Origin of the sequence: Neisseria sp. RH3002v2f (assembly GCF_014596375.1) — a bacterium.
Taxonomy (GTDB): domain Bacteria; phylum Pseudomonadota; class Gammaproteobacteria; order Burkholderiales; family Neisseriaceae; genus Neisseria; species Neisseria cinerea.
In genome coordinates this window covers 110,042-129,258 of record NZ_MAYZ01000025.1, presented here as the reverse complement: position 1 = coordinate 129,258, position 19,217 = coordinate 110,042, and the positions used below count along the sequence as shown (strand labels likewise).

16 protein-coding genes and 1 pseudogene are annotated in these 19,217 nt (G+C 54.2%); 9 read left to right on the top strand and 8 right to left on the bottom strand.

Annotated features, from left to right (window positions below):
* Positions 1-209 precede the first annotated feature (209 nt).
* On the bottom strand, positions 210-1,016 hold the full coding sequence (locus BBW69_RS09385; RefSeq protein WP_188211130.1) for an inner membrane protein YpjD: 807 nt from the start codon (positions 1,014-1,016) through the stop codon (positions 210-212).
* A 217-nt stretch (positions 1,017-1,233) separates the two neighbouring features.
* On the opposite strand from BBW69_RS09385, the gene ffh reads away from it, so the two are divergent.
* Together ffh and BBW69_RS09375 are read left to right on the top strand one after the other, a co-directional pair.
* Entirely contained in the window at positions 1,234-2,604 is a 1,371-nt protein-coding gene (ffh, locus tag BBW69_RS09380) for a signal recognition particle protein (protein ID WP_188211129.1), read from the top strand.
* 254 nt (positions 2,605-2,858) lie between these two features.
* The gene (locus BBW69_RS09375) at positions 2,859-3,311 is read left to right on the top strand and encodes a four-helix bundle copper-binding protein (RefSeq protein ID WP_107860412.1); all 453 of its coding nucleotides are present in this window, start codon (positions 2,859-2,861) and stop codon (positions 3,309-3,311) included.
* Positions 3,312-3,364: 53 nt separating this feature from the next.
* On the opposite strand, the gene BBW69_RS09370 is transcribed toward BBW69_RS09375, so the two are convergent.
* Together BBW69_RS09370 and BBW69_RS09365 are read right to left on the bottom strand one after the other, a co-directional pair.
* Entirely contained in the window at positions 3,365-3,970 is a 606-nt protein-coding gene (locus BBW69_RS09370; protein ID WP_188211128.1) for a nitroreductase family protein, read from the bottom strand.
* 48 nt (positions 3,971-4,018) lie between these two features.
* Entirely contained in the window at positions 4,019-4,429 is a 411-nt protein-coding gene (locus BBW69_RS09365; protein WP_188211127.1) for a DoxX family protein, read from the bottom strand.
* A 107-nt stretch (positions 4,430-4,536) separates the two neighbouring features.
* Here BBW69_RS09365 and BBW69_RS09360 point away from each other — a divergent pair, with 107 nt between their 5' ends.
* From BBW69_RS09360 to BBW69_RS09340, 5 genes are all read left to right on the top strand, one after another.
* Positions 4,537-5,448, top strand: coding sequence for a LysR family transcriptional regulator (locus BBW69_RS09360; protein WP_188211126.1), 912 nt, complete (start codon positions 4,537-4,539; stop codon positions 5,446-5,448).
* On the top strand, positions 5,438-6,730 hold the full coding sequence (locus BBW69_RS09355; protein ID WP_188211125.1) for a deoxyribodipyrimidine photo-lyase: 1,293 nt from the start codon (positions 5,438-5,440) through the stop codon (positions 6,728-6,730). The genes BBW69_RS09360 and BBW69_RS09355 overlap by 11 nt, the downstream gene beginning before the upstream one ends.
* Before the next feature lie 62 nt (positions 6,731-6,792).
* The gene (locus tag BBW69_RS09350) at positions 6,793-7,095 is read left to right on the top strand and encodes a hypothetical protein (RefSeq protein WP_188211124.1); all 303 of its coding nucleotides are present in this window, start codon (positions 6,793-6,795) and stop codon (positions 7,093-7,095) included.
* Positions 7,096-7,123: 28 nt separating this feature from the next.
* Complete coding sequence (dinG, locus tag BBW69_RS09345; RefSeq protein WP_188211123.1) at positions 7,124-9,274, top strand: ATP-dependent DNA helicase DinG; 2,151 nt, start codon at positions 7,124-7,126, stop codon at positions 9,272-9,274.
* Positions 9,275-9,309: 35 nt separating this feature from the next.
* On the top strand, positions 9,310-9,924 hold the full coding sequence (locus tag BBW69_RS09340; RefSeq protein WP_111727444.1) for a tellurite resistance TerB family protein: 615 nt from the start codon (positions 9,310-9,312) through the stop codon (positions 9,922-9,924).
* 160 nt (positions 9,925-10,084) lie between these two features.
* Here BBW69_RS09340 and BBW69_RS09335 read toward each other — a convergent pair.
* The 3 genes and pseudogenes from BBW69_RS09335 to BBW69_RS09325 form a co-directional block, all read right to left on the bottom strand.
* A pseudogene (locus BBW69_RS09335) lies at positions 10,085-10,441 on the bottom strand (SGNH hydrolase domain-containing protein); the annotation flags it as partial.
* Positions 10,442-10,507: 66 nt separating this feature from the next.
* Positions 10,508-11,878, bottom strand: coding sequence for an adenylosuccinate lyase (purB, locus tag BBW69_RS09330; protein WP_188211122.1), 1,371 nt, complete (start codon positions 11,876-11,878; stop codon positions 10,508-10,510).
* A 72-nt stretch (positions 11,879-11,950) separates the two neighbouring features.
* Positions 11,951-12,583 (bottom strand): TIGR00730 family Rossman fold protein, encoded by a 633-nt coding sequence (locus BBW69_RS09325; protein ID WP_188211121.1) that lies wholly within the window; start codon positions 12,581-12,583, stop codon positions 11,951-11,953.
* Positions 12,584-12,649: 66 nt separating this feature from the next.
* Here BBW69_RS09325 and truC point away from each other — a divergent pair, with 66 nt between their 5' ends.
* Positions 12,650-13,354, top strand: coding sequence for a tRNA pseudouridine(65) synthase TruC (gene truC / locus BBW69_RS09320; RefSeq protein ID WP_188211120.1), 705 nt, complete (start codon positions 12,650-12,652; stop codon positions 13,352-13,354).
* Positions 13,355-13,446: 92 nt separating this feature from the next.
* Positions 13,447-15,327, top strand: a complete 1,881-nt coding sequence (locus BBW69_RS09315; protein ID WP_188211119.1) for a ribonuclease catalytic domain-containing protein — start codon at positions 13,447-13,449, stop codon at positions 15,325-15,327.
* Between the two features lie 367 nt (positions 15,328-15,694).
* Here the strand turns inward: BBW69_RS09315 and BBW69_RS09310 are convergent, their stop codons facing one another.
* Together BBW69_RS09310 and BBW69_RS09305 are read right to left on the bottom strand one after the other, a co-directional pair.
* Positions 15,695-16,690, bottom strand: a complete 996-nt coding sequence (locus BBW69_RS09310; RefSeq protein ID WP_188211118.1) for a peptidylprolyl isomerase — start codon at positions 16,688-16,690, stop codon at positions 15,695-15,697.
* 101 nt (positions 16,691-16,791) lie between these two features.
* On the bottom strand, positions 16,792-19,200 hold the full coding sequence (locus tag BBW69_RS09305; RefSeq protein ID WP_188211117.1) for an LPS-assembly protein LptD: 2,409 nt from the start codon (positions 19,198-19,200) through the stop codon (positions 16,792-16,794).
* Positions 19,201-19,217 lie beyond the last annotated feature (17 nt).

The following is a 19,217-nucleotide window of genomic DNA, read 5'->3' as shown; positions in this document are numbered from 1 at the left end:
GCTTCGTCAGCGGCGAAGAACCGAACTATACGCTTGAAGACGTATACGGTCAATACTTCATCTTATCTTTTTTTAATTATTTTCTCCATCTCGCTGTCTGATAAGGTTTTTTATTTCGCTACAAACCACATACAACTCGAAATTTGCCTGCCGCCATCTTAATCTGCTTCCCTCACTCTATTTAATACAGCTTAAATTACCGGTGGTGCTTATTTTTGCAAAATGATTTCTAATACAAATTTACTACCTATATAAGCAATCATTAGACTGACAAACCCAATGATAGTCCATACAGCAACATTTTTACCCCGCCATGAGGTCATGCCGTGTTTAAGCAGCAGTCCTCCGTAAATCAACCACGACAATATGCCGAATACGGTTTTATGAGTAAAGGTCATGGGTTTTCCAAATACCGCTTCTGCAAAAAATGTTCCACTGACAACAGAATAAGTCAACAAGATAAAGCCGGCCAGCATAGTTTGAAACATAAGCCGTTCCAAACTCAACAACGGAGGCAGAAATCCTGTGAATTTTGAAAAACTCCTACGATGTAGGCTTCGGTGCAGCAAAATGGTTAACACTGATAGCAATGTGGCAATACCAAACAGTCCGTACGCAAACAACGATGCCCCTATATGCAGCATAAAAGAAAGGTCGGCAATCTTGTACCCTATAAACTTTCCGGGGAAAACGAGACCCAAAAACAGCATCATTACTGCACATGGATACAACAACAACTGCAATCCGCGCAACGAATAAAAGAAACTGCCGACAAAATAGATAAACAACATCATCCAAACAATCAGGCTGACGGAATAACCGAAACCCATAATCAGTATTTTGTCTTGAATAACCGGCATCAACAGCGCCGCCCCATGCGCGGTCAATGCCGCACCCAAGACAGGCAGCTCGGTTCTCCATGGGTAGTCTTTACTGCGCCCCTGCTGTTGGCAATACCATGCAAACGCGCCCAACCCGGCATAAACTACAAGCAAGCAGATGAAAACTGTCGGCATAATGAACTTTCTTTAACATATGTTATTGGCCATATGCGGCTGTTCCTGAAATATTGGAACTTTTAGCGTCGAGATTGTAGAATCCGATTTTTGGCAATATCTGCCAAATTCACCCAAATACCGTTTGACACGATAACCGTATCAAAATAATCTCGATTTCATTTTAACAAAGAATGCCCCGCATTGGGCAAGCTATTATCCACACCAAGGACAAACAATGTTAGACAATTTAACCAGCCGCTTCAGCAATGTCCTCAAAAACATCCGCGGGCAAGCCAAACTGACCGAAGACAATATTAAAGAAGCCTTGCGCGAGGTTCGTCTTGCCCTGCTGGAGGCCGACGTTGCATTGCCCGTCGTTAAAGAATTCGTCAACACAGTCAAAGAACAAGCCCTTGGCCAAGAAGTCGTCGGCAGCCTGACGCCTGACCAAGCCTTTATCGGCGTGGTCAACCAAGCCTTAGTCGAATTGATGGGCAAGGAAAACAAAACGCTGGATTTGTCGGTTTCACCACCCGCCATCGTTTTGATGGCCGGTTTGCAAGGTGCCGGTAAGACAACAACCGTCGGCAAACTCGCCCGCCTGCTGAAAAACAATCAGAAGAAAAAAGTTTTGGTAGTATCCGCCGACGTTTACCGCCCTGCCGCGATTGAACAGCTGCGTCTGTTGGCCGAACAGGTAGGCGTGGACTTTTTCCCGTCCGATACCAACCAAAAACCGGTTGAGATTGCAACTGCCGCCGTCGATTACGCCAAAAAGCATTTTTACGATGTCTTGATGGTCGATACCGCCGGCCGCCTGGCAATCGATGAAGAGATGATGAACGAAATCAAAGCGCTTCATGCGGCGGTCAACCCGGTTGAAACTTTGTTCGTCATCGATGCCATGCTGGGTCAGGATGCGGTAAACACCGCTCAGGCATTTAATGAAGCCCTGCCGCTGACCGGTGTCGTATTGACCAAGATGGACGGCGACTCGCGCGGCGGTGCGGCATTGTCCGTACGCCATGTAACCGGCAAACCGATTAAATTTATCGGAGTCGGCGAAAAAATCAACGGCCTCGAACCTTTCCACCCCGACCGTCTTGCCAGCCGTATCCTCGGCATGGGCGACGTATTGACCCTGATTGAAGACGTTCAAAAAGGCATTGATGAAGAAGCCGCCACCAAAATGGCGAAAAAGCTGCAAAAAGGCAAAGGCTTCGACCTCAACGACTTTAAAGAACAAATCCAGCAGATGCGCAATATGGGCGGCTTGGAAAACCTGATGTCGAAAATGCCGGGCGAACTGGGTCAAATCTCGAAACAAATCCCCGAAGGAACGGCTGAAAAAGCGATGGGCAAAGTGGAAGCCATCATCAACTCAATGACCTCTAAAGAACGCGCCAACCCTGCCCTGCTCAAAGCCAGCCGCAAACGACGTATTGCAATGGGTGCGGGTACGACCGTGCAGGAAGTGAACAAATTGCTCAAACAGTTTGAACAAATGCAACAAATGATGAAGATGTTCAGCGGCAACGGTTTGGGCAAACTGATGCGCTTGGCCAAAGGCATGAAAGGAATGAAGGGAATGTTTCCCGGTCTTTAATGTTTGAAAACAAAAGCCGTCTAAAACGATTTTCAGACAGCTTTTTGTCTGTTACCATGTCTGCGCATCATTTCAAAACAGGTTGATGCACCATTTCTCGAATTTCCGAATAGCTGAAACATGCCTGCTCGTGCGATAATTTCACACCTGCAAAATCAAACAGTTATTCAGAAAAGCGTACCGATCCGGCTAGAGCAGTATAGTAAGTGCGTACCTTATGCCGGACCCGCATGTTGAAACATAAAGGAAATATTATGAACCGTCGTCAATTTTTGGGTAGTGCCGCTGCCGTCTCCCTGGCTTCTGCCGCCTCTTTCGCGCGTGCGCACAGCCATGCCGACCACCATCATCACGATATGCAGCCTGCCGCCGCATCCGCCTACACTGCCGTCCGCCAGACTGCAGCACACTGCATAGATGCCGGACAGGTTTGCCTGACACACTGCCTGTCTCTGCTTACCCAGGGCGATACGTCTATGGCCGATTGCGCGGTTGCCGTGCGCCAAATGCTTGCCCTATGCGGTGCGTTGCACGACCTTGCTGCACAAAATGCCCCTCTGACACGCGACGCGGCAAAGGTGTGCCTCGACGCATGCAAACAATGTTCCAAAGCCTGTAAAGAACATGCTGCCCACCACGCGGAATGCAAAGCATGTTACGAGTCCTGCCTTGACTGTATCAAAGAATGCGAAAAACTCGTTGCCTGATACTGAAAAATGCCGTCTGAATCCTTTTCAGACGGCATTTTTTGACCGCTAAATTATGCGCCGAACACTTTCAAACGTTCTGCAACAGGTTCAAAGACCTTTTCACCTGCCGCCCCTTCAATACCACCGATAACCATTTGTGCACGCAACAACCAGTTTTCGGGGATATTCCACGCTTTGGCAATCGCCGCATCGGGCAAGGGGTTGTAATGTTGCAGGTTTGCACCTATGCCGACCGCGGCAAGTGTCGTCCAGACGGCATACTGTACCATAGCGTTCGCCTGGTCCGCCCAAACGGGAAAGTTGGCGGCATAAGCAGGGAACTGCTCCTGCAAACCTTTGACAACATTTTGATCTTCATAAAACAAAATAGTTGCCGCACCCGCCTTAAACAGGTTCAATTTTTGTGCGGTCGGTTCAAAACTGTCGGCAGGCACGACGGCACGTAGCGCGTCTTCGACAAATTGCCACACCTTATCATGCTCTTCGCCAAACAGCACGACCACACGGGCAGATTGGGAATTGAACGAAGAAGGTGTATGCAAAACAGCATGTTCGACGATTTGGACAACTTCATCTTTGCCGACGGGCAGATTTTTATTTAACGAATAAATGGAACGGCGGCTTTCCGCAGCCTGTTGCAGAGATTGACGAGTCATTTCTTTTCCTCAAAAACATTTAACAAAATACACTTTAGGCAGTCCGGTTCAGGCTTTACGCTTGAAAAACAGCCTGTCCAGCGACCATACTCCGCCGCCCGTTGCCGCAATATAGAAGAATACGAAGCAGAACAGCACTGCAGACTCGCCGCCGTTGACAATCGGAAACAAAGCATTTCCGGAAGCGTGCGCCATAAAATAGGCAACCGCCATCTGGCCGGACAAAACAAACGCGGCAGGGCGCGTAAACAAGCCCAACACCAGCAAAATGCCGCCGACAATTTCTAAAATACCGGCAACCAGCATCAACCCTTCGGGCGAACCGCTGCCCATTTCAATGGGGAAGGCGAAGAATTTTGACGTACCGTGCAACAAAAACAGGTAGGCGGTTACGATACGCAAAACAGAAAGAAAAACAGAAAGCAAAACAGGTTGGATACGGTTGCAGCAATTGGACATAAAAGCTCCTTAAATATTCGTCACCTTTTGTACCGGTACAGTATAGATAATTCCTCCCCATAGATATATACTGCTTTTATTGAAACAATGTTTCCAAAAAAGAAACTATGGACACCCTGTTCAGCCTCAAGGTTTTCCGCCAAGTCGTCCAAAGCGGCGGCTTTACCCGCGCCGCCGACGCGCTCGGCATCTCCACCGCAATGGCAAGCAAACACGTCAGCCACTTGGAAAACACCGTCCAAGCCAAACTCCTGCACCGCAACAGCCGCAACCTCAGCCTGACCGAAGCCGGGGAAGAATACTACCGGCAATGCAGTTACGCGCTCGACACGCTCGACGATGCCGCGCAAAAAGCCGCCGGAGGGACGGAAAAACCGCAGGGGCTGCTGCGCATGACGATGCCGCTGTGGTTTGCCGGCAGCCTGATATGCAACTGGCTGGCGGAATACCGCGAACGTTATCCCGAAGTAACATTAGAACTGATTTTGGACAACCGCCACGTCGATTTGATTGCTGAAGGCGTGGATTTGGCGTTGCGCGTTTCCCAAACCCTTTCCCCTTCGCTAATCGCGCGCCCGCTGGCGGAAATCGAATTTGCCCTGCTTGCCTCGCCGGACTTCCTGATGCGCAACGGCGTACCGAAAACACCTGAAGAAGTCATGATGCTGCCCGCCGTCCTGCCGACCTACACCAACCAGCAGAAACTCGACATCACCCGCAAATCGGACGGCAAGAAATACCGGCTTGAACTGAACCCCGTCATCCGTACCGACAATACGCTGATGATGCGCGAAATGATTAAGGCGGGCGCGTGCATCGGGTATCAGCCATTTTGGGCGGTAGAACACGACTTGCGTTGCGGTACGCTGGTGCGCCTGCTGCCCGAATATACCGTCCCGACCGACCGCCTGAATGCCGTTTATGCGGACAGGGCATTCTTAAGCGCGAAGGTCCGCAGCTTCATCGATTTTCTGAACGAAAAAATTGAAAACAGAAAAGACTGCCGAAATGCCGTCTGAACACGCCGCCACTGTTGCACACGCTATGTATACGCTCGTCTGGTTCCGACAAAACCTCCGTATCCGCGACAACGCCGCCTTATGCGCCGCCGTTGCCGAAGGTTCGCCCATTATCGGCATTTGGATTGAAGATACCGAAATAGGCAATCTGCACCGGACTGCATTCTACCGCCAATCTGCCGCCGAACTTGCCCAAGGGCTTGCAGGGCATGGCATCCCGCTCTACACGGCTGCATCGTCATCCGGGCTGGTCCAACTTGCCGTCGGCTCCTCCGTCCGCACCGTCATCGCCGACGCATCCTGTACCTTTGCTGAAAAACTCGCCGACAATGCCCTTTGGCATGAGCTGGACAAACACGGTATCAGGCTGACCTTCGTCAATGACCGTTCCGTTTTCGACCAAACCGACCTGACACCAGACAACGGCACGGCACATACCGATTTCAACCGCTACCGCAAAGCATGGCTCGACCGCTTTTCCAAGCCCCCCCACGCCGATTCGGACATATTCGCGACATACCGCCAACCGTTCCCCGAAAACCTTTCCGCCCCGCAACCTTCCGCTCTTTCAGACGGCATCTTCCCAATACGGCGCGGCGGCAGCTCTGCAGCATGGAAGCAGTGGCAGACCTTTCTCAAACAGGCAGATTTTTATGATGTATTAAAAGATTTTCCTTCGCGCAAACACACATCGCTGATGAGCGCCTATCTGAATGCAGGCTGCCTCTCGCCGAGGCTGTTGGCACGGGAGGGCATCAGGTACCGCTTGGATTCGTGGACGGACAACCTGATCCGCCGCGACTTCTTCCTTCAGCTTGCCTTGCAGCACGCGGATGATGCCTCTTCAGACGGCAATCCGGAAAATACCCGATATCTGGCACTCTGGCAGCAGGGACAGACCGGGATCCCGATTATCGATGCCTCTATGCGCTGCCTATATAAGACGGGCGGCCTCCATCCCATACTGCGCCGGCTGTGCGCCGACTTCCTATGCCATACGCTTCGCGTGCCCCGTCATGAAGGCGAAGCATGGTTTGCCCGACAGCTGACCGATTTCGATGCAGCAATCAACCAAGGCAACTGGCGGCTTGCCGCCTCACGGCACACCTACCCCGACATTGCCGCCGCCGCACACAAGACCGACCCCGACGGTACCTTTGTCAGACGGCACATCCCCGAGCTTGCCCACCTGCCGGCGGCAGTCATCCATACCCCGTGGCGCGCCGCCGGCAGCATCGACACCCACGGCTATCCCGCCCATCCTGTCGCCGGTATTCCCTAAGCGGTACGGCAACCTAAAACAAATGCCGTCTGAACTTCCGTTTCAGACGGCATTGTGTCCGAATGACTCAATATCTTCCGCTTTTCTCACTTTCAATAATCAGGTATGCCCAAATCACCGCCACCCAAGCCGACACCGTTCCCATCGCCAGCAAAAAATGCTGCCAATCCGTCATCGGCGGTACAGAGCAACGGCCGCATTCGATTTCCGCGCCGCCCAACAACCGGTACAGCAGCATATCCGCAATCCAAAGCAACAACGGGTATTTCAAACGCTGCAACCAAAAAACCAACCACGTCCGCACGATTCACCTCACCCCCATTCCGACAACGATATTGTACCGCTTCCGTGCAATGTTAAAATAACCCCACTTCTACCGCCGTACAAAACGCCATGCTCACCGATTTAGAAAAAAACGCCATCCGCGACCATTACCAAAATATCGGCAAAAACCTGCCCGGTTTCCGTCCGCGCACTTCGCAGCGGGAAATGATTGCGGCGGTTGCCAACGCTTTTTCGCGGACATTGACGCGCGAAGAGGGCGGCGAGCCGCCCAAGCGCGAAGGCGAGAGCATTGCCGTAATCGAAGGCCCGACCGGCGTGGGTAAATCGCTTGCCTACCTGCTTGCGGGCGGCATCATGGCGCAAACACGCGGCAAGCGGCTGATTGTGAGCAGCGCGACGGTTGCCTTGCAGGAGCAGTTGGTAGACCGCGACCTGCCGTTTCTGGTCGAAAAAAGCGGTTTGGAACTGACCTTCGCACTTGCCAAAGGGCGCGGCCGCTATCTCTGCCCCTACAAACTCTATCAACTGACGCAAAGCAACGCCCAACAAAACCTGCTCGGCTTTGAAGCCCCCGCCGTCTTGTGGGACAGCAAACCCAAGCCCGAAGAATTGAAGCTGCTGCGCGACATCGCCGACGAATTTTCCGCCCGACGGTTCAACGGCGACCGCGACACTTGGCCGGAAAAAATCGATGACGCGATTTGGCTCAAAGTGACCAACGACCGCCACGGCTGCCTGAAAACCGCCTGTCCCAACCGTCCGGAATGCCCTTTTTACCTGGCACGCGATGTCTTGGAAACCGTCGATGTCGTCGTTGCCAACCATGACCTTCTGCTTGCCGACATCAGCATGGGCGGCGGCGTGATTCTGCCTGAGCCAGAAAAAAGTTTCTATTGCATCGACGAAGCGCACCACCTGCCCAAAAAAGCCCTCAGCCGTTTTGCCGCCGAACATTCATGGAATATTGCCGTTTGGACGCTGGAAAAACTGCCGCAGCTTACCGGCAAAATTGCCGCGCTTACCGATAAAGCCGAACTTGCCAACCTGGCCGACGAAGCCGCCGCATCCTTGCTCGACAGCCTGCATGAATGGCAATTCCATTTGGCGGAAGAGCCATCTTTAAGTCTGGGGGTGTCTGAAAACGACAGACGAACCAACAGCGAACCGACTTGGCTGTGGGAAGACGGCAAAATCCCCGAAGGCCTCGAAACCACCGTTTCCAATACGGCCATTGCTGCGCGCAGCCTGCTCAAACACGTTATCGGGCTGAACGATGCGCTTTCTGCCGCACGCCGCGAAAAAGAACAGGACGGCGCGCTCCTCGACCGCCTGACCAGCGAGTTCGGCCTTTTTATCTCCCGTATCGAACAAATCAGCGCAGTTTGGGATTTGCTCTCCACCGTCCCCCTCGAAGGCGAAGAGCCGCTGGCAAAATGGATAACCCGCCGCGCCGACGACAAAAACGACTACATTTTCAACGCCAGCCCCATCAGCAGCGCGTCCCACCTCGCCAACAGCCTGTGGCGGCGCGCGGCAGGCGCGGTATTGACCTCCGCCACCCTGCAATCCTTGGGCAACTTTAACCTGATGCTGCGCCAAACCGGGCTGCAATGGCTGCCCGAGACCACCACCCTCGCCCTCAAAAGCCCCTTTGACTTTGAAAAACAGGGCGAACTCTACATCCCCCCCATATACGCCAGCCCCAAAGACCCCGAAGCCCACACCGAAGCCATCATCGAATGGCTGCCCAAGCTTATTTCGCCCACCGAAGCCATCGGCACACTCGTCCTGTTTTCCTCGCGCAAACAAATGCAGGATGTCGCTCTGCGCCTGCCCGGAGACTACCTGCCGCTCTTGCTCGTACAAGGCGAATTACCCAAAGCCGTCCTCCTGCAAAAACACCACCAGGCCATAGAAGAAGGCAAAGCCAGCATCATCTTCGGACTCGACAGCTTTGCCGAAGGACTCGACCTGCCCGGCACCGCCTGCGTGCAAGTCATCATCGCCAAACTCCCCTTCGCCATGCCCGACAACCCCATCGAAAAAACCCAAAACCGCTGGATAGAACAGCGCGGCGGCAACCCCTTCATCGAAATCACCGTCCCCGAAGCCAGCATCAAACTCATCCAGGCCGTCGGCCGCCTCATTCGCACCGAACAAGACTATGGCCGCGTAACCATCCTCGACAACCGCATCAAAACGCAGCGGTACGGCCAACAATTATTAGCCGGCCTGCCACCGTTTAAAAGGATAGGGTAAACATACCGCCCTTCCCGCAACAGAAAGGAAAAATCATGAATTTCACCCGACTGCTCAACCAAGTCTTAAGCACGGTTCAAAAAAAAGGCAACACATTCTCCGACAGCCCGCTCAATTCATTCGGCGGAGGCGCGCTGGTTGCCGGTGTCGCCTCCATGCTGCTGAACGGTAAAAACCGCAAAACCATCACCAAAATTGGTTCGACCGCCGCTTTGGGCTACCTCGCCTACCGGGGCTATCAGATGTGGCAGCAAAACAAAGGGCGGGCAACCGTAACACAAAGCGATTTCCAACCTGCCGGAGAAACCGAAGAAACATACAGCCGCACCGTATTGCGCACCATGATAGCCGCCGCCGCTTCAGACGGCATGATAGACGAAGCCGAACGCCGGACTATCGAACAGGAAAGCGGCACAGACCCCGAAACTGCCGCATGGCTCGCCGCCGAATACCGCCTTCCCGCAAGCATCGAAGACATCGCCGCCTCCGTCGGCAACGATGAGGCGCTGGCGGCGGAGGCCTATCTGGCGGCAAGACTGGTATGTGCCGATTTGTCGCGGAAAGAAACCGTCTTCCTCGCCCGCCTGTCGCAAGCTTTGGAACTGGATGACAATCTGGTGGAAAACTTGGAAAGGCAATTGGGGTTTTGATTAAAAATTCCCTCCCGCAGGGGAGGGAAAAGCATCAAGAGAACAGTTATTTCCAACCACTGTCTCTCAAAACGGCAAATGAGAACCGTCCACCGACCCGAACGGGAAACGGCACACGGCAGCATACGACGGCACAAACGATATCGGACGGCAAATCAGGTTACTGCAATGCGTTGCCGTGTGAATGCTTGAGCAAGCTTTCATGTTTGTGGAATTCCCGCCCCATATAATAGGAACCGAATTCCGTCAGGTGATCCTGGTCGCTATAAAGATAACAGCCGTGTATTTCGACCGTGTTTTTAGGAAGGTATTTCTGTGCGTCAACCCAATACACATTGGGGATATCTTTAACCAAATCAAATACCGCTTTATTGCTCTTTTCAATATTGCCCATGGCTTGAATAGGTTGGAGATATTGGTTTATAGCAAATCTTTTCAATTTTTCCTCCCTCAGGGGCGAACGGCTGATTGATGTGTTGTTTGCAAAAACATAGACGGGTTTGACGGCAGCTATCCTTATGTCCCGGTATTTTAAAAATGCCGTCTGAACGCGCGTTCAGACGGCATCGGTTTTAATAAGCACTCAAATCCGTTTCGCCAACGCTTCAGCCTTGCCCACATACAGTGCGGGGGTCAGCTCAAGCAATTTTGCTTTGGCTTCGGTAGGGATTTCCAGCGATTCGATGAAGACTTTCAGCACTTCGGGCGTAATGCCGTCTTTACCGCGCGTCAGGTCTTTCAGCTTCTCGTAAGGATTGGCGACACCGTAACGGCGCATTACGGTTTGAATCGGCTCGGCGAGCAGCTCCCAAGTGGCATCCAAATCGGCGGCAAGCGCGGCAGGGTTGGGTTCGAGCTTGTTCAGGCCGCGCAGGTGAGCAGCGAAACCCAACACGGCATAGCCCACGCCCACGCCCATATTGCGCAGGACGGTGCTGTCGGTCAGGTCGCGCTGCCAACGGGAAATCGGCAGTTTTTCGGACAAAAAGCCCAATACGGCGTTGGACATGCCGAGGTTGCCCTCGGAGTTTTCAAAGTCGATGGGGTTGACTTTGTGCGGCATAGTGGAAGAACCGACTTCGCCTGCTTTGACTTTTTGTTTGAAGTAACCCAAAGAAATGTAGCCCCAAACATCGCGGTTGAAGTCGATCAGAATCGTGTTGATGCGGCTGAGGGTTTGGAAGAATTCAGCCATGTAGTCGTGCGGTTCGATTTGGATGGTGTAGGGGTTGAAGGTCAGGCCGAGGCTGATTTCGACAAAGTTGCGGCAGTGGGTTTCCCAATCGACGTCGGGATAGGCGACCATGTGGGCATTGTAGTTGCCGACCGCGCCGTTGATTTTGCCGAGGAATTCTTGCGCTTGCAGGTTTTTAAACTGACGTTGCAGGCGGTACACGATATTGGCGATTTCTTTACCAAGTGTGCTTGGTGTAGCAGGCTGGCCATGCGTGCGGCTCATCATAGGAACGGCAGCCAACTCATGCGCCATGCCGGTCAGCTTCTCGATAATTTCGGCCAGCTTCGGCAGCAAAACAGCCTCACGCGCTTCTTGCAGCATTAAAGCGTGGGACAGGTTGTTGATGTCTTCGCTGGTGCAGGCGAAATGGATGAACTCGCCGGCAGCGGCGACTTCGGGCACTTCGGCAAAACGTTTTTTCAGCCAATATTCGATAGCTTTGACATCATGATTGGTCGTGGCTTCGATGGCTTTGACGGCGGCTGCGTCTTCCAATGAAAAGTTTTCGATGACTTTGTCGATTTCGGCAAGCGTTCCGGCACTAAAGGGCGGTACTTCGACAATCTTCGGCTCGGCGGCCAGGGCTTTGAGCCAGTTTAATTCGACTTTAACGCGCGCCTTCATCAGGCCGTACTCTGAAAAAATCGGGCGCAATGCTTCAACGGATTGGGCATAACGGCCGTCTAAAGGGGAAAGCGAGGCGATGGGGTTGATCATATCGGCATCCTGTTCGGAAAAGACATCAAGAAATGTTAAATTGTTTGCAATTATACATGATTTTGCAGGGCATCATGCCGTCTGAAGCCCGTTTTCCGACAGATACGCAACGATTTCTTCTTCATCGTCCGATATGGCGAACAAAGAGGCTGCCCCTTCGGAAATCAGACCGCGCGCCAAAAGCTGCGCGTTTATCCACTCCGCCAGACCCGACCAAAATGTCTTCCCGACCAAAACGACCGGACGCGGCGGTACTTTGCCCGTCTGCACCAAGGTTAGGATTTCAAACAATTCGTCCAGCGTCCCGAAGCCGCCCGGCATCACGACATATGCTTGGGAATAGCTGAAAAACACCGCCTTGCGTTCGGCAAAACGGGAAAACCGCAAGGCGATGTCCTGATACGGATTCGGTTTCTGCTCGTGCGGCAGGGCAATGTTCAGCCCCACCGAAACCGATTTCCCTGCAAACGCGCCCTTGTTTGCCGCCTCCATAATCCCCGGCCCCCCGCCCGAAATGACGGCAATGCCCGAATCCGACAGCCGCCTCGCCAAACGGCAGGCAAACGCATAATCCGCATGATTCTGCGGCGTGCGCGCGCTGCCGAAGATACTGACTGCCGGAAACACGCCCACCAATGCTTCGTCTGCCTGCCTGCGTTCGGCATCATAACGTGCCTGCTCCGGCACACGGTTTGTATTCCCCATTCCGTCCTCCGTTTAAAAACAACGATTGTACCTGCAGGAACACGATACAATAACCGTTTTTTTGCCATGCTCGACATCATCTACCGCGACGGCCGCACCGTTGCCGTCAACAAGCCCGCCGGAATGCTCGTCCACCGTTCGTGGTTGGACAGCCGCGAAACCGTCTTCGCCATGCAGACGCTGCGCGACCAAATCGGACAACACGTCTACCCCGTCCACCGCCTCGACCGCCCCACATCCGGCGTCCTCCTGTTTGCACTCGACCCTGAAGCCGCCCGCCTGCTGACGCAGCAGTTCGAACAAAAAAACATACGCAAAACCTACTGGGCAATCGTGCGCGGACACCTGCCTTCAGACGGCATCATCGACTATCCACTCAAATACTGCCCCGACAAAATTGCCGAAGCGCATACCGAATCCGTCATACAGGACGCGCAAACCGCCTGCCGCTGCATCGCCCGAACCGAGCTGCCCTTCCAATCCGCACTGCGCTACCCGACCTCGCGCTACTCGTGGGCGGAGCTGACGCCGCATACAGGGCGCAAGCACCAGCTCCGCCGCCACATGAAACACATCTTCCACCCCATCGTCGGCGACACCAACTACGGCGACCTGCGCCAAAACCACGCCGTTGCCGCGCACCTCGGCACGCAACGCCTCATGCTCCACGCCAGTTCCTTGACCTTCCGAAGCCCCGACGGCGGACAGACCGTAACCGCCCTTGCCGAAACCGACAGCCAATGGGCGGTCTGGCTGGAACAGTTCAAATAGGCGCGCCAACCCTCCCCAAACCTTTTTTCAGACGGCATTTTCGGTAATCTGCTAAAATCGCCCGCTTGAGTTTCCACAGAAAAATCCGAAAAATGAATATTTTTTACGAAGAGTCCGGCCAATTCAAAGTTGCCTCCATCGTCCAAAAAAACGACGCCACCTACCAAGTCGATACCCAACACGGCAAACGCACCAAAGTGAAGGCAAACAATGTCTTTGCCGAGTTTGACGGCGATATGGCGGCGTTTTTGGAAAACACACAGGCGCAGGCGGCAGACATCGACACCGATTTATTGTGGGAAGTGTGCGGCGAAGAAGAATTTTCCGCCGAGGCGATTGCCGAAGAATATTACGGCCATGCGCCGACCAAAACCGAGCTGGCGGCGACTTTGATTGCGCTTTACGCCGCGCCGATGTATTTCTATAAAAAAGCCAAAGGCGTGTTCAAAGCCGCACCCGAAGAAACCTTAAAACAGGCGCTTGCCACCATCGAACGCAAAAAACAGCAAGACGCGCAAATCGACGCTTGGGCGGAAGCCTTGAAACGCGGCGAGATGCCGTCTGAAATCGCGGCGGATTTGAAAACCATCCTGCACGCGCCCGACAAGCAGTCGCTGACCTACAAAGCCTTTACCAAAGCCGCCGACGCACTAAAAATCTCCACCTACGAATTGGCGAAAAAAACGGGCGGCATTACGTCCATTCCCCAATACCTGCAAGACGGCTTTGAAATTAAATATTTCCCCAAAGGAACAGGCTTCCCCGACCTTGCCCTTCCTGAAATGCCCGACTTGCCCAAGGCCGACGTTACCGCCTTTTCCATTGACGACGAATCGACCACCGAAGTGGACGATGCTTTAAGCCTGACTGACTTGGGCAACGGCACAAAACGGGTCGGCATCCACATCGCCGCGCCGTCGCTTGCCATTAAACCAGGCGACAAAATGGAAAAAAACATCATGGAACGCTTAAGCACGGTTTATTTCCCCGGCGGCAAAATCACCATGCTGCCCGAAAACTGGATTGCCGCGTTCAGCCTTGATGCGGGCGCGTACCGTCCTGCCGTCAGCATTTATTTTGATGTAGACAGCGAGTTCAACGTCGGCGCGCCGACCTGCAAAATCGAAGCCGTCAATATCGCCGAAAACCTGCGCATCCAAGCCATCGAGCCGCATTTCAACGCCGAAACCGGCTTGGACGAAGCCGGCGAAATGATGTTCGCCCACCATCAAGACCTGATTTGGTTCCACCAATTCGCCGTCGCCATGCAAAAAGCGCGCGGCAAATACGAGCCCAACCGCGCGCCGCAATACGATTACAGCATCGAATTGGATGGGGAAGGCAACGTATCCGTCGTCCGCCGAGAACGCGGTTCGCCCATCGATACGCTGGTCAGCGAGATGATGATTCTTGCCAACAGCACTTGGGCGCAAATGCTGGATGAAAACGAGCTGCCCGGCCTTTTCCGCGTCCAACCGGCAGGCAAAGTGCGCATGAGCACCAAATCCGAGCCGCACATCGGCATGGGCGTACAACATTACGGCTGGTTCACCTCGCCGCTGCGCCGCGCCGCCGACTACATCAACCAAAAACAGCTGATCAGCCTGATCAACGACACTGCCGAACCGCTGTATCAAAACAGCGATGCCGAGCTTTTTGCCGCGCTGCGCGACTTTGATGCCGCCTATACAGCCTACGCCGACTTCCAACGCCAAATGGAAGCCTACTGGAGCCTCGTCTATCTGCAACAGCAAGGCACAAGCGAGCTGACCGCGACCATCCTCAAAGAAGACCTCGTCCGCATCGAAGGCCTGCCGCTGGTCACGCGCGCGACCGGTATTCCGTTTGACGCGCTGCCTAAATCGCAGGCATTGTTCAAAATCACTGAATTGGATGCCGAGAAGCAGTTTGTCTCGCTCAACTACATCAAGGCAGTCGCACCCGCGGGTACAACGGCAGGCAATGCCGTCTGAACCCCGATACGGCAAACTCCGGCAACAAAAAACGGACGGCAAATATGCCGTCCGTTTTTACTTTCATCCCCGATTTATGGGGCAAGTTTTCCGACGCATCCTGTCAAAAAATCCCATTATTTTCAAATGTTTAAAAGTTAAAAAGGTTAAATTTTTTCTTAACAATCAAAACATTATTTGACGGAACCTTAACTTAAAGAGCAGCCGGGAAACGGTCTTTTCGCCGTCCACCGGAAAACTTTTACGGCGTTTGTTTATTTTTTTTAATATGTTCCACCGCTTCGTCCGCCTGTCTACCGCCGCAGTTTGAAAAAGCCGTGCCGCCCGAAGGTTGTCGGGACGGCACGGCTTTTCAGTCACGACCGTTTCAGCGGATGTCCACGTAGGCACCAGAATGCAGGTCGCGCAACAGGTCGGCGGTCGCACGCTCCGCTTTCTGTTGGAAAATATACTGGCGCACGGCGTTGCGGACACGTTCCTGAGGCGTGCCGGCCTCGCGTACTTCGTTCAGCTTGATGATGTGCCAGCCGAACTGGGTGCGTACGGGCGCGCTGACTTGGCCGGGTTTGAGGCTGCGGACGGTTTCTTCAAAGGCGGGAACCATTACGCCGTCGGCAAACCAGCCCAAGTCGCCGCCGTTGCCCGCGCTCGCGTCTTGCGAATATTGGCGCGCCAGGCTGGAAAAGTCTGTGCCGCTGCGTGCCTCTCCGTAGATTTTGCGGATGGTGCTTTCTGCACCGACGGCGGCGTTTTCGCTGTCGGCCTTAATCAGGATGTGTTGGGCGCGGTATTGGCGCATCGGCTCGCCTTCGGGCAGGGTAACGCCCTGTTTCTGCGCTTGTTCGATAAAGTGGTCAACCTCTGCCTCGCTTACCCGGCTGTTCTGCATCACTGCCTGCTGGCGGACTTTTTCAGCAATAATGCTGTCGGCAAGTTCGCGGCGTTGTTCGGCAGACAGGTTCTTAAGCGAGGGGTTTTGCGCGGCGACGGCGGCAATTTCTGCCTCACTTGCCTGAATGTTGCGGCGTTTGCCCGCCTGTACGATCAGGGATTGGTTGACCAGCTGCATCAGTACTTGTTCGGTCAATGCCGTATCGCTGATTTGTACGCCTTTGGGCAGGTTGGCCTTGGCATCGGCAACAGCCTGTGCCAGCCTGCGGCGTGTGATGACTTCGTTGTCGGCAACGGCGGCGATGCCGTCTGAAAAGTGTATGCCGCCTTCCTGTTGCGCGGTTTCTTGGCGTGCCGTCTCCGCCGGCTTGGCGGCTTTGGCGGCAGGTGCGGGTTTTGCCACACGGGGTGCCGCTTGGCTGTAGGAGGCGCTCAGCAGTGCGGCGGCTATCATCAGGGTTTTTATCTTCATCGATATTTCCTTATCGGTTGGATTCCGCACTTGGGTTCGGCGGAATCGGGGTTGTTCGTCGGACGGCAGGTTCGTTGGAACAGGACGGGGATTCGGTCTGTTTACGGCTGCGTTTTGCGCCTGCCTGAAAGGTCCAGATTCGGGATATAGCCGGGTACGGCAATGTCCATCGTGCCTTTGGGAACCCTGCCGATATTGCTTAAGTCTTTTAATTGCAGGGTAAGGAAGACGGCGTTTTTGTAGGTGTTCTCTCCGGTAACGTAACGTTGCGCATACATGCCGGCGCTCCAGCAGCCGCAACTGCTCCGATATTCGGCACCCGCCAGCATTTCTATCGGTTTTTTGGCTTCAAAACCGTAGTTGTAGCGGGCGACGGCCGACAGGTTGCGCGTCAGCGGCCATTGTGCGGACAGGTCGAGCTGGCTGAGTTTGTCGTAAAAATAGGAACCGTCGGCCTGCAGGTAGATTTTTTCATTGCGCCCGTATTTGTAACGGGCGTTCAATACTTTGCCAGGCTCGTGCAGGTAACTGATGCCGACGGTGTAATTTTCGGCGCGTTTGTCGTTTTGGTTGTAATGGATGCTGCTGTCGAAGGTGAAACGGCCGCCTATGCCGCCGGATGCGAATGCCACCCAGTCGGAACGGTTGCGCGGATTCCTGCCGATGCTGCCGTCAAGCATGACTGCGTCGTTCTTGAAATAGAACTTCTGACCGATGCCGGCGCGGAACCGTTCTTCTCCGGTCGCGTTGTCGAGAATACGGCTCTGCACGGCGGCGGAAAGGCTGTTTGCGGCGTTAATCCTGTCGTTGCCGTAATAGAGGTTTTCACGGAACAGCTGACCGTAGCCAAAACTGTTTTCGGATGAGTCGAAATTGGGCAGGTCGTTTTGTGATTTGGCCGGGATATAGTTGTAGAACAGGCGCGGTTCGAGGGTTTGCAGGACTTCTCCGCCGAACAGCCGCGTATTCCGCTCGAAGGTTGCGCCGCTGTCGATATTGACAATGGGCAGCACGCGGCTGACGCGGCGCGGCTCTTTGCCGTCGAAGCGGTTAAGGCTGTAATAGGTGGCGTGCAGCCCAAGCTTGGGCCGGATATAACCCCAGCTGCTGCCGAACTCCCATTTGACACCGGGATACACGACTAGGCGGCTGCCGTCTTGACGGCTGTTGTGGCTGAAGCGGGTAAATTGTGCGGATACGCCAACTTGCGCTCTGCCTGTATTTTTACGCCACTCGGCCGAAAGGCGCGGCATGAGGGCATACGGTTCGTCTTTATAGCCGTTTTGGTTGGCCAGCGTCTGGAATTTTTGTGCCGACAATCCGACGTTCAAAATGCCGCCAGCCGCCTTGCCGCTGTAATCCAGCCATACCTGCCGGTTGAGGTTGATGTTGCTGGCTATTTCTTCGCTGCCGTAAAAGTCGCGGTAGTAGCCGCTGTCGGAAACCCCGTTGAAATCTACGCCTGCTTGGGTTGTTTCGGAAATCTTATGCTTATGCTGCCATTTCGCCTGATAACGGTTGCTCATACCGCTTTTTTTGTCGTGCGGCAGCCAGGTCAGGTCGGACTGTCCGCTGTAATCCGGCCGCAGGTAGCGGAACTGTCCGTCAAATACCGCGCCCCGCGCGCCGATTACGCCGGCGGACAGGGTGGCATCGAAATTGGGGGCAAGGTTGAAATAATAGGGGACGGAAAGGGAAATGCCGTCTGAACCGGTGGACAGGGAGGGAATGAGCAGGCCGCTTTTGCGGTTGCCGTTCAGCGGGAAGTCCGCCCAAGGCGTATAGAAAAGGGGAACGCCTCCGAATACGAACGAGGCATCCTTGGCAACGCCCACACCCTGTTCCTGATCGGCTTCGACGGAAGCGGCCTTGATATACCAGCCGGCATCGCCTGTGGAACAGGTGTTGAATTGGGTTTCCGTCAGTTTGTAATGTCCCTCGCCCACCATTTCGGCCGTGCGGCTGACGCTTTGCAGCCGCCGCCCGTCGCGCTCGTCTTCCATGCGGACATTGTACGCCTCACCGGTCTGGCGGGCGAGGTTATAGGTCAGCGTTTCACCCTGAATCAACGTACCGTCCTGCTTGAGGGCGAAACGGTCTCCCGCGGTAACGGTTTCGCCGGCCTGGTCGTAATCCGCCCAGTCGGCATTAAGGGTTGCCCGGTTACGTTCGACAACGACGTCGCCCTCCGCGCGTACCTTGACCTGCGACTGCCCTTCCACCTTGTCGGCGACAATTCGCGTGTGGTTTTCGGGCACAGGCCCTTCGCCGCTTCCTTTGACGGCAGATTCGGTTTTTTCGGGTTTGCCGCTTTCGTTACTGCAAAACAGGCAGGTCGAACCGAGGCTCAGGCCGGCAGGCTGCATGGGTTCGGACACGCTCCGAACGCTTCCTCCGGCGGTCGGATTGTCCGTTTCCTCCGCCGCAACGGCATCGGCGGCGGCGCAATGCGTGCCGAAGCAGAAGCCCAATGCCAGCACCAGTGGTTTGAGTGAAAATAAACGAGCCAAAATTGCCCCTCAAGTCG